The sequence below is a fragment of the Bacteroidia bacterium genome, assembly GCA_027493955.1.
GTDB lineage: Bacteria > Bacteroidota > Ignavibacteria > SZUA-365 > SZUA-365 > JAOSJT01.
This window is the reverse complement of record JAOSJT010000001.1, coordinates 4,037,553-4,052,237: the sequence shown is the minus strand read 5'-3', so window position 1 is coordinate 4,052,237 and position 14,685 is coordinate 4,037,553. Positions and strand designations below refer to the sequence as shown.

13 protein-coding genes are annotated in these 14,685 nt (G+C 56.5%); 3 read left to right on the top strand and 10 right to left on the bottom strand.

The features are described 5' to 3' along the window. Positions 1-172 precede the first annotated feature (172 nt). The 6 genes from M5R41_15475 to M5R41_15450 form a co-directional block, all read right to left on the bottom strand. A complete protein-coding gene (locus M5R41_15475; protein MCZ7557798.1) occupies positions 173-2,707 on the bottom strand; it encodes a SpoIIE family protein phosphatase in 2,535 nt (844 codons plus the stop codon). Positions 2,708-2,772: 65 nt separating this feature from the next. Continuing rightward, positions 2,773-3,783 carry a hypothetical protein gene (locus M5R41_15470; protein MCZ7557797.1) on the bottom strand — a complete coding sequence of 337 codons (1,011 nt, stop codon included), beginning with the start codon at positions 3,781-3,783 and terminating at the stop codon, positions 2,773-2,775. 7 nt (positions 3,784-3,790) lie between these two features. After that, entirely contained in the window at positions 3,791-4,198 is a 408-nt protein-coding gene (locus M5R41_15465; protein MCZ7557796.1) for a hypothetical protein, read from the bottom strand. Positions 4,199-4,382: 184 nt separating this feature from the next. Continuing rightward, positions 4,383-6,539, bottom strand: a complete 2,157-nt coding sequence (locus M5R41_15460; GenBank protein ID MCZ7557795.1) for a T9SS type A sorting domain-containing protein — start codon at positions 6,537-6,539, stop codon at positions 4,383-4,385. Between the two features lie 257 nt (positions 6,540-6,796). Next, positions 6,797-8,923: a T9SS type A sorting domain-containing protein gene (locus M5R41_15455; GenBank protein ID MCZ7557794.1), complete on the bottom strand. Its 2,127-nt coding sequence runs from the start codon at positions 8,921-8,923 to the stop codon at positions 6,797-6,799. A 260-nt stretch (positions 8,924-9,183) separates the two neighbouring features. Further along, positions 9,184-9,927: a T9SS type A sorting domain-containing protein gene (locus M5R41_15450; GenBank protein ID MCZ7557793.1), complete on the bottom strand. Its 744-nt coding sequence runs from the start codon at positions 9,925-9,927 to the stop codon at positions 9,184-9,186. A 173-nt stretch (positions 9,928-10,100) separates the two neighbouring features. Between M5R41_15450 and prfA the strand changes: the two genes are divergently transcribed. From prfA to M5R41_15435, 3 genes are read left to right on the top strand one after another with little or no spacing between them, the layout of a single operon-like run. After that, positions 10,101-11,186, top strand: coding sequence for a peptide chain release factor 1 (gene prfA, locus M5R41_15445; GenBank protein MCZ7557792.1), 1,086 nt, complete (start codon positions 10,101-10,103; stop codon positions 11,184-11,186). Continuing rightward, positions 11,183-12,013 carry a 3-deoxy-8-phosphooctulonate synthase gene (gene kdsA / locus M5R41_15440; GenBank protein MCZ7557791.1) on the top strand — a complete coding sequence of 277 codons (831 nt, stop codon included), beginning with the start codon at positions 11,183-11,185 and terminating at the stop codon, positions 12,011-12,013. Before prfA ends, kdsA begins: the two co-directional genes overlap by 4 nt. Before the next feature lie 4 nt (positions 12,014-12,017). Beyond that, complete coding sequence (locus M5R41_15435; protein ID MCZ7557790.1) at positions 12,018-12,575, top strand: HAD hydrolase family protein; 558 nt, start codon at positions 12,018-12,020, stop codon at positions 12,573-12,575. 121 nt (positions 12,576-12,696) lie between these two features. On the opposite strand, the gene M5R41_15430 is transcribed toward M5R41_15435, so the two are convergent. From M5R41_15430 to M5R41_15415, 4 genes are all read right to left on the bottom strand, one after another. Next, positions 12,697-13,278 (bottom strand): hypothetical protein, encoded by a 582-nt coding sequence (locus M5R41_15430; GenBank protein MCZ7557789.1) that lies wholly within the window; start codon positions 13,276-13,278, stop codon positions 12,697-12,699. Between the two features lie 238 nt (positions 13,279-13,516). Then, positions 13,517-13,837: a nucleotidyltransferase domain-containing protein gene (locus M5R41_15425; protein ID MCZ7557788.1), complete on the bottom strand. Its 321-nt coding sequence runs from the start codon at positions 13,835-13,837 to the stop codon at positions 13,517-13,519. Beyond that, complete coding sequence (locus M5R41_15420; protein MCZ7557787.1) at positions 13,834-14,250, bottom strand: nucleotidyltransferase substrate binding protein; 417 nt, start codon at positions 14,248-14,250, stop codon at positions 13,834-13,836. Before M5R41_15420 ends, M5R41_15425 begins: the two co-directional genes overlap by 4 nt. A 94-nt stretch (positions 14,251-14,344) precedes the next feature. Beyond that, complete coding sequence (locus M5R41_15415) at positions 14,345-14,671, bottom strand: (2Fe-2S) ferredoxin domain-containing protein (GenBank protein ID MCZ7557786.1); 327 nt, start codon at positions 14,669-14,671, stop codon at positions 14,345-14,347. Positions 14,672-14,685: the final 14 nt, after the last annotated feature.

Here is a 14,685-nt window from a genome sequence, read left to right as displayed (position 1 = left end):
TACACAATTCACAATGTGTTTCGCAAGGCACCAACCTGCCCCTGAACTCCTCGTGTCGGATCGGGATTTCGTTCCGTGCGTCGGTGATTCGTCCCGGATCGAGGGATCAGCGTTCTGCCCGCTGTATGCCTCTGCCGCGAAAACGCCGACCGCGGAGAATGCAGCAAAGGCGTCAACCGTCCGAACGAATGGAACACTTCACAACGAGCACGGTCATATCGTCTTCCTGCTCCGTCGTGCAATACCGCGACACGGCGGAAATGATCGCGCACTGTATCTCTTCAGCGCTTCCCGTCGCATTGGCCACGACGCAGTCCATGACCCCCTCGATACCGAAATGCGTACCTTCGGCATTCGCCGCCTCGGTGACCCCGTCACTGACCAGCACGAAAACGTCTCCGGCACGTGAAAAGATGACTTCCTCCGCAAGGATTTCCGGGAAACCGTGCGGATCAAGTCCTATCGCCATCCCCGCAGGCTGGTACAGGGACGCCTCGCGAGCAAGGGCGTTGTAGTGAACCAACGGAAGATGGCCCGCGCGGAGGAAACGGACGTCGCTGCTCAAAAAATCGATTTTCAATGCGGCCAGAGTCACAAAGCTCTTTCGCTCGATGTGATCGAAAATCAGCGTATTGAGCCGCGTGAACAATTCCCACGGCGTAGGTTGAAAGGACTCGATGGTCTTTAATATGCCTTGCAGCCGGGCCAGATACATGGCTGCCGAGGTCCCCTTGCCCGACACATCGCCGACGACAAACATCGCCGAATCGTGCCGCGGCAGCACATCATAAAAATCACCTCCAACTTCGTATGCCGGGATGGACTCCGCCGCGACATCGATGCCGGGGAACTCGGGCAGCACTGTCGGCAAGGACTGCATTTGAATATGCCGGGCTATTTCCAGCTCTTTGCGAAGGCGCTCCTTCTCCCGGGCGCTGTCGTAGAAACGCATCGTCAGCAAGGCGTCGGCAAGGTTGATTGCAAGGTTCTCGAGCAGTTCCACGTCCTCGCGCGAATAATTTGTGTCCGATTCCTTTTCAGACAGGAGAAGCAGGATTTCAAGATGCTGTTCGATCTGTACGCCGACGAGAAATTCCACGCCGAGCTCGTCGAAGCGCTCGCGTATTGAAAGATTGTCTGTGGCAACAACAGGTGATTTCTCGAAGGCTGTCTTGAGAATCTCCATCGTCGCGTCATCAAAATCGAGCGCATCATCCTTCAGTCGTAAGTGATGGGCAACGTGCGCCACGAATCCAGCGCTTGATCGCAACGCGAAGGCCGCTCCGCGGACATGCAACAATTTCACCACTCCGGACACCGCTTCGCGTCCAAGCGCCAGCGTGTCCATATGGCTGTGCGAGAGATTGCTGAACGTCGTCAGAGCGTGCTTATAGTCCAACGAACCGCGGTAGAACCGTTGGTCCAGCACCTTCCTGCCGCTGCGATACAGCCAATACAGCACGGCAAGGAGCAACGCTCCCGCGACAAAGGTGAGACGGCGCTCGAACACCGCGCGCCTGTCCTGAGACAGTGATGAAAGCCGCAACACCTCAACCTGTCCTCCTGTCACATTCAGGACGGGCAGATCGAGTTGCTGTCTGGGGACCAACACAAGCGAAGCGGCAAGCAGAAACGCAGTCACTGCGGAAAGCGCGACATGGAGAACGCTGTACAGCGAACGCCTGCGCAGCACGATGTACAGATCGAAGAGACGCTGCCGTGCGATCACAAGGAATAACCCCGCGGGAATGAGCACGCCTATCATAGAGACGAACTGCCAATACGACGTCAGGGGTACCAGCAACAGGAGAACGATGAACAGCATCGTTACGATGAGCAGGATATGCACCGGGCGCGACCGGGTACGATAATCCGTCGCCTCGAGATTCTTCATTCGTCGGCGGAAAAGGTACTGCAGCACAAACACCGAAGCGATGAGTCCGAACACCGGCAGCAAAATGCTGTACATACCCTTGATCCCGAGCATCGCCGGCAACAGCAACAGAACAATAAAAACAGTGTAGGGAATCACATAGAGCGCGGTCATAAGCTGCAACGGCACAGGCCGCACATAGCGCGCAACCGGAAAATCCAGGAGCAGATGCAGATACAGAGCGACTGCCGTCGGCCAAAGCAACGGATGCATATACATCGCAACAGCAGTCAATGCATCGGGATAATGGTACACGCTGATGCTTCGGTGCACGAGCAGCGCGAATCCAAAGACAAGATTTGCCCATCCGAACAGGCGTGCGACGCGGTGCGATGTGCGACGGACAAACACGAAGGCCGCAAGAGCCAGCAAGAACAGTGCGGTGAGGATGGCAGCGAGATACTGCAATGGAAGGCCGAATTCGGCCACGACGACGGGAAGTTCGCGCGTTTCTCCTTCACGTACGATGGTGTAACGAAGAACATTCCCCCCGCTGCCCTCGATGAGATACCGATTCGCCTCGAATTTGTTACCGACCGGATTGCCATTGATGGCGATGATGGAATCGCCGACCATCAGACCGGCACGATCAGAGGCACCGTCCGGTGTGATCGAAATGATCGTCACCCGCCCGTTGATGTCGTCGTAGAGATTTTCATCCGTGGCGATGGACGCATAACGGTACAGCCACAACGCGCTGTAGGCAAGCACGAGCACAGTGGACGCGAGAAAGACGAATCGTGCAAGCGCCGGGCGATTATCGAAATGTGTCACAGCGTTTCTCCGCCGCTCATGGTCATGATGGATGCAGTATACCGGGCTGGACAGAAATTGTTGCGCTACAGGTCCTGCCGGACGCGTTCAAGATCCTCCTCTTCGGCACGGAGCAATCGCTCGATGGCCGCCCGGTAGCGTGCGCTGTCGGAAATGCGCCGGGCAGTCTCAAAGGCCGCCTTGGCGCCGAAAAAATTACCGGCGTATTGGCGGACAATACCGAGGTTGTACCACAGTTTGTCGCTGCCCTCCTTCTCTCCGACGCGGGTAACCACACTGTCGAGCAACGCCGCGGCGTCCGTCCAACGCCCCAATTCCGCGTGCTCGATGGCACCGGGTATCTCCGGATAATCGTCATCCACGAGGAACGTGACGATCTCGCGATCGCGCAACGGTTGTGTCGCTTCGGCGATACGGAGCGCCGCCTGGTTCACTAAAAGCCACTGCGTATCCTCGAGATTGATGTCCGGCGGGTCGCGGTCCGTGGAATGTGTTTCCCGCGAAACCTCACAGCGTATCGAATCGGCGAAATCCACACGCCCCTCCACCGCGTCTATCAGCAGCATGCCAACAATCAATGAACCACGTGCCATGCGCACACGCTTCTCGCTGTTGTTGGATGCATACGCGGATTGAATCGGGGCCGTGAGTATGGATTCATTGTACCGCGCCTCGAGCAATTGCACCGCGAGGATACAGGAGGCATCATATTCTCTCCTGAGCGTGCGGAGCAACTCTCCAGAAACTTTTCCCGGAGTACTGAGCAACCCCGCGACGGAGATGCTCGTGTCGGAGATGTACTCGGTCTGGCCGGTGGCGGCGAGCGCTGCCGGCAGCGCCTGGTCAATCGAGGTCGCAACTCCCTGGGGAGCGAACCATCGCGCGTCTCTTCCGAGACCGTCGCGTACGCTGTTCGTGCTTCGGAAGTTCGAAATGTCGCAGGGAAGAATCAGTACCCGCTCGCAGCGGTGGACGTCAATAAGCGCCGGGCGTGTTACGGGCACAATAATGCTTCTCGTCCCGCATCCGGTGAGAGCGGCCGCAAGGAGAAGCAGAACCGTCAACCGGAAGCCCATGACATACCTAGCGGTCTGTGGCGAGAAACGCGGCGTAGAGAATGATTGCGGCAAGGCCCAACACGAGGATGACGCCCAGAATGGTCAACATGAACTGCCCCATGGTGCTGGTGCGTCCGGACGATTGCGCGGCCTCGGCGCTGAAGTACGACAATGTGGTGTCGGCCGTGTATTGCGTGCCGTCAGCGGCGGTAACTTCCGCCGTCCCGGCAATGCCGCTCACCGTCAGCTTCCACTGCTTGTCGTGAAAAAACAAGTGGCCGCCCTCGGTCGTGTTCACCATGAGACCGGGTGTACCAAGCATCGAGCCCTGTGGAGCCATGACGGATAATCCGGTCGAGCATCCGGAAAACAGTATCATCGCGCCGGCAATCAGGGTAATTGCAATGGGGAGAGATTTCTTGTGTGTGAACATGCTTCCTTGCTTGCTGATATCAATAAGAAGGTAAAAAATAGCGACAAGGAATGAAAGAAACCCCGGGATCAGAATAATTGCCCTGTTCGCCCAGCAGACCGGCAGTTGCGTCTTACCCTGCGGATAAGTGCCGGAGCGGGATCTTTTCAGGAAGGGATTGAGAAGACTCTCGCAGGGTGCAGGCTCACCTGGCCCGCAGCAGCATCTTCGTTTCGACGCTCCCTCCGGCCTGGAGGCGCGCGAAGAACATTCCTGAAGGAAGGTCCTGCGCCCGGAATACCACGGTATGACGTCCCGCAACTCTCCAGCCCTCCGCCAGCACCGCTACCTCCCGCCCGAGCATATCATGCACACTCAAACGAATCGTCCGTGCATTCCCGAGTTCATAGGTGAGCATGGTCTCCGTCGTAAAAGGATTCGGCCAGGCCGGCGCCAGCATGCTCTGCGGGGACCGGGAAGCCACGTCCGGAACTGTATTGACAGCCGAAATGAAGCGGAGCATATCGTGATTCCCTGGCAAGAAGCCCTCGGCGGAGTGAATGAAGCCGGTCGCGGGCTTACATACGAATCTGTACCAGAATTCACCTTTCAGAGGCACACTGGTCATCGTATTCAGTGTGATGGAATCGCGGTCCAGCGTCATACCCGATTTTTCTACCGGAATAAGCTGGACTCTGGCGGTACCATACACGTTATTCCCATACTCGACGCCGCGCGCAGGCCAGGAGAGCTGGGAGTATCCGAAACCTGCATCGTCGAAAGACCAATGTCGCGCCCGATCAGCATACGACCTGACACGCGCAACGGACGTCTCCGTCGCACCGTTCGCATGACGCACCGTCTTGCGAAGGGGATATTCCGTGATCCCTGGTGACGGATGCTCAACGGGAAGTCTGCCATACACGACAGTCACTATCGTTTCGAGCGTGTCATAGCCGCCGGACGAATTCAGATTCAGCGAAACCCTCCGGTGCTCATATGTCACGGAAGATACACCATCCTCGGGCCCCGGCAGAATGGCGTCAATCAGATCCACATAGTTCCCGCGAAGCGGAGTCAATGAATCGCTGATCGCGGTGTACGCTTCTCCGGTCAGGGTGTGCATGGTGAGACGATACCGATGGTTGTCACTCGCGTCCTCCTGCACTACGTGATACAGAAATTGCACGCTGCTGTCCGGTTGGGGCTCTATACTCGTCCACACGGAGTCCGCCCCGGCGCGTTCCAGAGTATAGCTCCCCACCTGACCGGCACTTCCGGGATCATTCCATTCGAGCAGGACCTCTTTCCGCAGAAGGCTGCTGCGATCAGATGCGTGAAGCAGGAACGGACGTCGTTCGGGAATAGTCAGAAGCTTCAGACCGGTAGCGGCAACCAGTGACCGCGTGCTGTCGAGACGTATCGCGGACTGAGATTGCTCCGTAACCAGCTCCCACCCCCAATGCATACCTCCGTCTTTCGTCATCAGAATATAGAACTGCTGGTGGGTATTTCTCGCAAGTACCCAAACATCATTCGTGTCGAGTGCGGCTACCGCATCGACGGACAAGCTGCCGCCAACTATCTCTGCGCTTTCCGGGAGCGGGATGCGTATCCAACTCTGGAGATGTGTACTACCAATATGTATCGCCGAACCGATACCGATAATCATCCCGTCAGGGTGGAACTCCAGGCGGGATGTGGATTCGGGCATATCGAACAACTGCCAGGTTGCTCCTTCGTCCGTCGTTCGCGCCACTTGTCCATTCACCGGATATGCGAAACCGTTGCCGCTCTGATCCGTGGCGAAATGCAGCGCCCCGTCCGGTTCCTCGCAGCGCTCGAAGCGCATGCCCCCGTCGGTGCTGCGGAAAATCTGTCTGTCGATACAAAACAGAATAGCCGAATTCCCGACAAGAGAGGCGAACGTCGGTGAGGCGTATTTGTGGACAGGGAACCTGTCCAAAATGCGAAAACTCTGCATATCCCATTGTGCGCCGTCATTCGTTGTGTGGGCGATCGTCGCAGAGCTGCTGTCGCCGTTCTGATGCTCCGTGAAATACGTGAGCAATGCTCGTCCGTCAGGATGCCAATCCCAGAACCAGAGGTGCTCCCCTTGAGGCTGCGAAGGCATCGGTAATCGCTGCCAGGTCACACCCGCGTCCGAGGTTCTCCACAGCGTGTCGAATTTGGAGCAAATCCACGTTTCGGGGCTGTGCACACGGTATGCATGCTGAGGTGGAGCACAGGGTGTCCGCTCCTCCCAGCGCACTTGTGCCTGTGTTGAATAACCGCCTATATGCGTCAGCAGAAAGGCAAAAAATAACACGGAAAAAACAACGGAAATCCGAAATCCAGGCATGACGCTCTCCTCCGAAACGATAGCGAATACGGCACTATAGTACGACTTTTACATCCGATTTTCAATACCAGCGGAGATGCACTCCCGACCCGGGGCAGGAGAGATATCCGGGGAAGACAGCGCGTCCGCCACGGTGCGCGTAATCGGAATTCCTTCCCCGTCCGCTTCGCAGACCGGCACATGCATCACGATTCACAGATACGTGTCGTAGCGGAATTTTAGCCTGACTCCTGCCGGAGACCTTCCCGGCTACGAGACTACTTTGCCCGCACGATTATCCTGGTTTCGACGCTTCCTTCGGTCTGGAGTCGCACGAAGAACATTCCTGAAGGAAGGTCCTGCGCCCGGAATACCACGGTATGACGTCCCGCAACTCTCCAGCCCTCCGCCGGCACCGCGACTTGCCGCCCGAGCATATCATGCACACTCAATCGAATCGTCCGTGCTGTCCCGAGTTCATAAGTGAGCATGGTCTCCGTCGTAAAAGGATTCGGCCAGGCCGGCGCCAGCATGCTCTGCGGGGACCGGGAAGCCATGTCCGGAGCTGTATTGACAGCGGAAATGAAGCGGAGCACAAACCTGCTGTCTCCACCCCAGTATTTGGCGTAATGAATAAAACCGGTTGCGGGTTTGCACACAAACTCACGCCAATCCTCACCCCCGAAGGGCATCCTCATGAATGAGTATAAGGCGATCGTATCAATGTCTGCCCGCCACCCGACATGCTCCGCCGGTACGAGTCGTGTATGCACTCCACGAAGATTACCAGCGCTGTCCATGACGTTTTTTGCCCAGCCAAGCTGAGCGAAACTGATCGGAACATGCCCTAAAGGCGCCCCCTCATACGTCCATTGACGAGCCCTGTCGGCAAATACGGTAAGGTGTTCTAATGTGCTTTCGCTTTCTCCCGTTGGATGACGTACGGTCTTGCGTAATGGATACCGTGTCGTCCAGCGTGAAGGATATTCGGGAGGCAACATGCTGTAGATTACGGTAACAGTCGTATCGGGCGTTCGGTGCTCGTAGGTAAGCTCGGTTACTCCATCCTCGGAACCGGGCAGGATTGCGTCCACCAAATCAATGTAGCTCCCCCGGCGTGGTGTAAGCGAATCGCTTATGGCGGTGTAGGTTTCTCCGGTCAATGACTGCATGGTGAGGCGGTACCGATGGCTGCCTCCGACGCCTTCCTGTAGCACAAGATACAGGTACTGCGTTGCGGTGTCTGGTGCGGGCTCTACCTTGCTCCATAGTGAATCTGCACCGGAGCGCTCCAGAGTGTAACTCCTCACCTGCCCGGCGCTGCCGGGATCATTCCACTCCAGAAACACCTCATTCCGCAACAGACTGCTGCGATCGGACAGCACGAGTTCGAACGGCCGTTTCTCCGGAATGGTCAACAGCAACAATGCTCCTGCTTCGACCAGCGCCCGTGTGTGGTCGAGACGGACCGCGGACATGCTCTGGTAGGGTGAGAGCTCCCAGGACCAGTGCAGTCCACCATCCTCGGTGATCAACACAAAGTGCTGGTAACTGGCGGTGGCGAACACCCAGATATTGTTGCTGTCCAACGCAGCTATTGCGCTTACGGAAAATCCTCCATCTTCGACTTCAGGGCGGGGAGGCAGCGGAATGCACTTCCAGTTGTCTCCCAACGAAGTGGACAGATATATAGCTGCACCTGCTACGGCGAAAATCCGCTCGGGATGGAAGCTGATGTACTCTACAGGCTCCGGTAGATCAAGCATCTGCCAGCTCTCGCCGCTGTCGGTGGTCCTCGCCGCACGACCCTCGACTGGCCAGGCGATTCCGCTGCCCTGTCCGTCTGTGACGATTCGGTCGGCTCCCTTTGGTACATCACAACGCTCGAAACTATCACCCAGGTCGGTGCTTCGAAATATCTGTCTGTCGATGAGCAGTAAAATTGTGGATTTCCCGGAAAGCTCTACCGTTCTCGGATGGGCATTATAGTATACCGGGAAGGTATCCAGCATACGAAAACTCTTTACGTCCCAATGAGCGCCATCATCGGTGGTGTAGGCGAGTGTCATAAGGTTGATTCCGCCTGTGCCGTATGTGGCGACATAGGTGAGCAGGGCGTGTCCGTCACCGCGCCAGTCCCAGTACCACAAACTCCCGCCCTCGGTATGCACGGGCATCGGCATGCGCTGCCACGTTATACCGGCGTCCGTGCTTCGCAACACTGTATCCCGAATGGCGCACATCCAGGTGTCGGGCGTATGCACCTTGTAGGTGGATTGTGGTGTTGCACCCGGATGGCGCTCCTCCCAGGTAATTTGTGCATGCAGATCGTAGCTCCCTATGCACGGCAGCAGAAGTGTGAGGAATAAAAGAGAAAATTGAACGGAAATCCGAAATCCAGGCATGGCACTCTCCTCCGAAACGATAGCGAATACGGCATTATAGTACGACTTTTACATCCGTTTTTCAATACCAGCGGAGATGCACTCCCGACGCGAGACAGTAGTGATATCCGGGGAAGGGAGCGCCTCCGCCACGGTGCGCGAAACAAGACGTGGGAACGTAACTCTCACAGTGCCGGTAGAGAGAGAATGCCCCGATCTACTGGATCATGCAAAAAAAAAAGTCCGCCGAAGCGGACTTTTCATACTCATGTCGTGACTGCTTATCGTGTCAGACTCAGTCGCCTCGAAAAGCTCTGACTGCCTGAGCTCAACTTGTACATGTACACACCGGCGGGGACAATACGTCCGGTATTGTCACGTCCATCCCATACGGCGGTGGAACGACCGGCGGGGCGTGACTCATTCACAATCGTGCGGATTTCCTTCCCGAGCAGATTGTAGATCTTCATGACCGCGTGTCCGGCGTTCGGCAAGGTGTAACCGATCGTGGTCATGGAGGACTTGCTGCTCGAAAACGGGTTCGGGTAATTCTGTGCGAGTGCAAACGAGAAGGAACCTGGTGCGGGACTCGAACTCGACAACGAGGCGGTCGCGGTATAGGTGAGCACCTTAAAATCCGAGAGATTGTTCATGTTGGTTACCGTCACCTGTACGACAGCGGTACCCTGCGTTTCACCCGTCATAAAGGTCAAATCGAGGATATCTGTCTCATTGGGCTGCAGAACGCCTTCCACGCTCTCCACGGCCGGGGGGAAACAGTTGAGGAAGAAGCAAATCTGCGTCTGCCAATCCGTCGGGAGATTCTGCTTTGAAGTGATGGCGACACGAAGGGGAAGATTCTGATTCGTGGTATTCGTCACGCTGATGTAGCCGGAGAGATAGTCGTTCGGTTTACCCGACACGTTCGCCGACTCCGCGGACACGGAAAACGTCTGAGCACCCGCAAGCACGGGCAGAACAGCAAACGCGAGAAACAGGGCAGCTATAGTAGAAAGTTTTTTCATTGGGGTTCCTTTATTCGTATGCATCCATGGAAATGTAGGAAAAAGCAACAGTGTGCGCAAGTGGCTGGAGCAGAAAGATGGGCGTAATACTTGGGGGGATAATTTTCCCCCCGTCTGGAAAATGGAATTTTCCTATATTTCAGAGATTATGCTACTTGAAGAATCCCATACCGATGTTTGACAAGCTTGAAGCCACCGTCGCCCGTTTCGAAGAACTGGGCTTCGAATTGGCCCGTCCTGAAGTTGCCACAGACCAGAATCTTTTCCGACGCCTCGCGAAAGAGCGTCGGCAGTTGGAGCCGCTCGTAGAGTGCTACCTGCGTTACCGCCGTCTCCGCAGCGATGTGGAGGGACATCGCGATATTATTCAGACCGAAAGCGACGAGGAACTGCGCGTCCTTGCCGCTGAGGAACTCGAAGACCTCGAAAAGGAACTCGACGTCTGCGAACAGGAACTGAAGATTCTTCTTATCCCCAAGGATCCGAACGACAGCAGGGACGTCATCGTGGAAATCCGCGCCGGAACAGGCGGCGAGGAAGCTGCGCTGTTTGCCGGCGATCTGTACCGCATGTACACACGCTACGCCGAGACCAGAGGGTTTCGTCAGGAGCTGATTTCCGTGAGCGAAGCCGCAGCGGGAGGTATTAAGGAAGTCACCTTTTCCCTTTCCGGCGACGACGTGTACGGTACCATGAAATTCGAGAGCGGTGTGCATCGCGTGCAGCGCGTGCCGGAGACGGAAGCACAGGGACGCGTCCATACCAGCGCGGCGTCGGTGGCGGTGCTGCCGGAAGTCGAAGATGTGGAGGTGGACATCGACGAGAATGATCTGAAAATCGACATCTACCGGTCAGGCGGCAAGGGCGGTCAGAACGTCAACAAGGTGGAGACAGCGGTACGCATGACGCATCTTCCCACCGGCATCGTCGTCACTTGTCAGGACGAGCGATCGCAATTGAAGAACAGACAGAAAGCCCTCAAGGTACTCCGCGCACGTCTCTACGAACGACGGCTGGGCGAACAAACAGCGGAAATCACCGCCGCGCGCAAATCCATGGTCGGCAGCGGTGACAGGTCGGATAAGATCCGCACCTACAACTTTCCGCAAAACCGCTTTACGGATCACCGCATCGGTTTGACGATGTACAATCTTTCAGACATCATCAATGGCGCCCTGGATGATGTGATCGAGCGTCTTAAAATCGCGGACCGCACCGCCCGCCTCGAAGCGGGAATCGAAGGGAGCGCGAGCAGATGAATCAGGCACACATCGCTTCTATCCCTGCCGGCGGCGGTGCACCGTTGCTTCTCATCGCAGGCCCCTGCGTCGTGGAAGATCGCGAGATGCTGCTGCGCACAGCCGCACATGTCGCGGAGGTTGCCGCGCGCCTCGGCATGCCTGCGGTGTTCAAATCGTCTTTCGAGAAAGCCAATCGCACCAGTATCGATGCCTTCACCGGCCTGGGCCGCGACGAGGCACTGCGCCTGCTCGACGAAGCACGCACCGAGTCGGGGCTCCCCATCGTCACGGATGTTCATACCGAAGAGGATGTGCATGCCGCCGCAGCGGTGGCGGATATGCTGCAGATACCCGCATTCCTGAGCCGGCAGACGCATCTGCTGCTGGTGGCCGGACAAAGCGGCAAGGCGGTGAATATCAAGAAAGGCCAGTTCATGGCTCCCGACGACATGCGACACGCGGCGGATAAAGTGCGTTCCACAGGCAATGAGAACATCCTGCTGTGTGAGCGTGGAACGAGTTTCGGCTATCACGATCTCGTGGTGGATATGCGCGGCCTCGTCATCATGCGTTCGCTCGGCTATCCCGTGGTCATGGACGCCACACATGCGGTACAAATTCCGGCTCAAGGTGGCAGCTCTGCGGGCAGGCCCGAATACATTCTTCCCCTCGCTTCGGCGGCCGCTGCCGTCGGTATCGATGCGCTTTTTCTCGAAGTCCATCCCGATCCCCCCCGCGCGAAAAGTGACGCGGGGAGCCAGTTGCGCATGGATGCGCTGGAGTTGCTGCTCACGCGCGTTCTGGCTATAGACACAGTGCTCCGTTCCTCACCGATCAATATGTAAGCACATGCATTCCTCGCACGCACAGCATCGTATCAATCCGCAGATCGCCGAACGCCTTCTGCGCATCAAGGCCTTCCTTCTCGATGTGGACGGCGTCCTGACCGACAGCGCCATTCGTCTCACACCGGACGGATTACAGCATAAGGTCTTCACCATGATGGATACCGACAGCATCCGCGCCGCACAGGCTGTCGGTGTACACTTCGGCATCATCACGGGCGGGACCTCCGAACTGGTGATACAGCGCGCGAAGGAGTTGAATATTCACGATATCTACCACGGTGTGTACGACAAGGGCGAGTCGTACGAGGATTTCAAACAGCTCTACGAACTCACCGACGAGCAGATAGCCTTCATGGGAGACGGGGTCTTCGACATCCCCGTACTGCGTCAGGTGGGCTTCGCCGCCGCACCGGCAAATGCGCATTCCTCGGCGAAAATGGCCGCGCATTTCGTCTCACGCTTCCGCGGCGGCGAAGGTGCCGTCAGAGAAGTACTGAACATGCTCGTGCACGTGCACAATGAGAAACGAAAAGCGCACGATGCGGGCGCGCAGCTCTGAACGGCGAAAGAATAAGAATTACGGATGTATGCTCGGGTAATCGTCACTGCCCCGCGAAAGCAGCGATCAGCGGGGACCCGCGGTCTGTCCTGCTTTCAGCGTCAGATTCCGGAGGGATGGTTCAGGTTCTGGCTTCGATTGCGGAATGCTTCGTAAGTATCCGTAAATAGCGTGGGATCAGGTTCTCCAGGGTATCGGAGTCCCCGATCGTCCTCATACCATGCAACCGACTGTTGATGAAGAGCCGTTGCGGTGAGAACAGTCTCTCCTTCGAATGCACAAGCGCGAAGCACATCTCGGGATCATAAAACGGTTGAAATTCCCGATATCGTGATTCGAGCAGGAGCGTCTCGACGGGACCAAGTTTCAAGCGCTTCGCAAGAAATGCCGCATCCATCTCGAAACAGGTATAAATCGTGATAGTTTTCTTGTGTCTGTCGCAGAGGAATTTCGGCTGCGCGGAATACCGCTGCATCCCGTCTATGACAAGCTGCAATTCCTCGTCGCTGATCAGTTTCGGGCCGTCTTTTCGCAGTGTGACAGTGCCGTTCGGATCTTCAAAAATCTCGTACCCTTCGGGCATTGCATCCAGATAAGGACCTTTCTTGTTCTTCACCAGATGATAGAGCCTGGTACCCCGTGCATTGAAACTTTGCGTGAGGTGATACACATCGCCTTTGACGGTGATATACTGGAATGGCATGGTGTGCGTCTCCGGATGATGGGGGTTCCCTGTTTTGTATCTTTCCCTTTTCCGTTCGCAGCGTTCTCCCTTTGGCGCGGTTTCCATCGGCAAAAGAGCGACGGATGTTCATTCTGCCAATCTACGCTGTCGTCCCCATCCCTCTCAAGGCAATCCGACATGCCCTTCCACCAAAGACGATGCGCGACCCGTCGCCTGCCGGTCGGTGACGAAAATGCGGCAATCCCATTGCCCATGTTCAGCGGGAGTATATTGTACTTCTGTGATAAAGCAGCATCCCCACGCGGTCAATGTGTTCGATCAGTTCCCTGTTGGAGATTGTGTGATACCGAAGCAAGTCCACTTTCTGCGGTATGGGAAGAGCATCCATCACCGCAGCCAGACTCACCTGATCGGTCAGGGTGAGAGTGGTACCGAAAAGACAGATATCAATATCGGATTCGGGCACGTGTGAGCCCATCGCTCTTGAACCGAACACGACCGCTTTCTCTACACCCGGATGGGAGGAGAGTATCGAACGAATGCTGTCCCGAACCGCATCGGTGAGGCCGTCGTTCATTCGCGTTCCAGCTTTTCGTCCAGCCTCCGCAGCAAGGCCAGCAACATGGGCGCGTACCGATGTTTTATAAGGTCCACAGCTTCTGTCGCCGTTGCCTCATGGTAGCTGTGGCTCAACAAATTCTGCTTTTCGAGTGCATCCAGAGCCGCCGCGGCCTCCGTTTCGTTGAGGTAGCCGGCGGTGAAGGACGTACGTATCGCTTCCCTCGGCGTTCTTGTTTCGAATCCTTCGTAGCTCAGTACATCTTTCAATGTATTCCATGCGAGTTCGAACGAAAATTCGAACGTCTGAACGAGACCGCTGCGCTCAAGCTCGGAATACTCCTCCCGGTCACAGGCATCTGAGAGCCGTACCATTGCTTTTTGGAAGTTTGCGAAGCGCTGCTTCCATCGGATGTCGGATGTACTGCTCATTTTTGTACAATCGTTCGCGGTGGTATGAAAAAATACGATAGCACCGGTAAAAAACACTCCCGACGGCTCCCGATACCGACCGCCGGTCAAAGCCCTATTCGTACCGTGCGTCTTTGATGCGCAGCCGCTCCACCGGATTGCCGTTGACCAGATGCGATTCCACGATTTCCTCCACGTCGTCGAGAGTCACACCGCCGTACCAGACGCCGTCGGGGTACACGACGATGGACGGACCGAATTCGCAGGCGTCGAGGCAGCCGCTTTTATTCGCGCGGTGGGTAGGGAGCATGCCGCGCTTTTTCAGTTCTTCATTGAATTTGAGTCGAAGTTGCTCGGAATTGCCTCGCGCGCAGCTGCCGCGGGGATGTCCCTCGTCGCGGAGATTTTCACAAATGAACAAGTGCCGTGTGTAGCGTGACATGATCTGTCCCGAAT

What these genes read in the sequence shown, in the direction of transcription:
- M5R41_15425 (MCZ7557788.1), bottom strand. Translation starts at nt 13,837, where the DNA reads ATGAACGACGGCCTCACCGATGCGGTTCGGGACAGCATTCGTTCGATA.
- M5R41_15430 (MCZ7557789.1), bottom strand. Translation starts at nt 13,278, where the DNA reads ATGCCATTCCAGTATATCACCGTCAAAGGCGATGTGTATCACCTCACG.
- M5R41_15420 (MCZ7557787.1), bottom strand. Translation starts at nt 14,250, where the DNA reads ATGAGCAGTACATCCGACATCCGATGGAAGCAGCGCTTCGCAAACTTC.
- M5R41_15450 (MCZ7557793.1), bottom strand. Translation starts at nt 9,927, where the DNA reads ATGAAAAAACTTTCTACTATAGCTGCCCTGTTTCTCGCGTTTGCTGTT.
- kdsA (MCZ7557791.1), top strand. Translation starts at nt 11,183, where the DNA reads ATGAATCAGGCACACATCGCTTCTATCCCTGCCGGCGGCGGTGCACCG.
- prfA (MCZ7557792.1), top strand. Translation starts at nt 10,101, where the DNA reads ATGTTTGACAAGCTTGAAGCCACCGTCGCCCGTTTCGAAGAACTGGGC.
- M5R41_15415 (MCZ7557786.1), bottom strand. Translation starts at nt 14,671, where the DNA reads ATGTCACGCTACACACGGCACTTGTTCATTTGTGAAAATCTCCGCGAC.
- M5R41_15435 (MCZ7557790.1), top strand. Translation starts at nt 12,018, where the DNA reads ATGCATTCCTCGCACGCACAGCATCGTATCAATCCGCAGATCGCCGAA.
- M5R41_15470 (MCZ7557797.1), bottom strand. Translation starts at nt 3,783, where the DNA reads ATGGGCTTCCGGTTGACGGTTCTGCTTCTCCTTGCGGCCGCTCTCACC.
- M5R41_15455 (MCZ7557794.1), bottom strand. Translation starts at nt 8,923, where the DNA reads ATGCCTGGATTTCGGATTTCCGTTCAATTTTCTCTTTTATTCCTCACA.
- M5R41_15460 (MCZ7557795.1), bottom strand. Translation starts at nt 6,539, where the DNA reads ATGCCTGGATTTCGGATTTCCGTTGTTTTTTCCGTGTTATTTTTTGCC.
- M5R41_15465 (MCZ7557796.1), bottom strand. Translation starts at nt 4,198, where the DNA reads ATGTTCACACACAAGAAATCTCTCCCCATTGCAATTACCCTGATTGCC.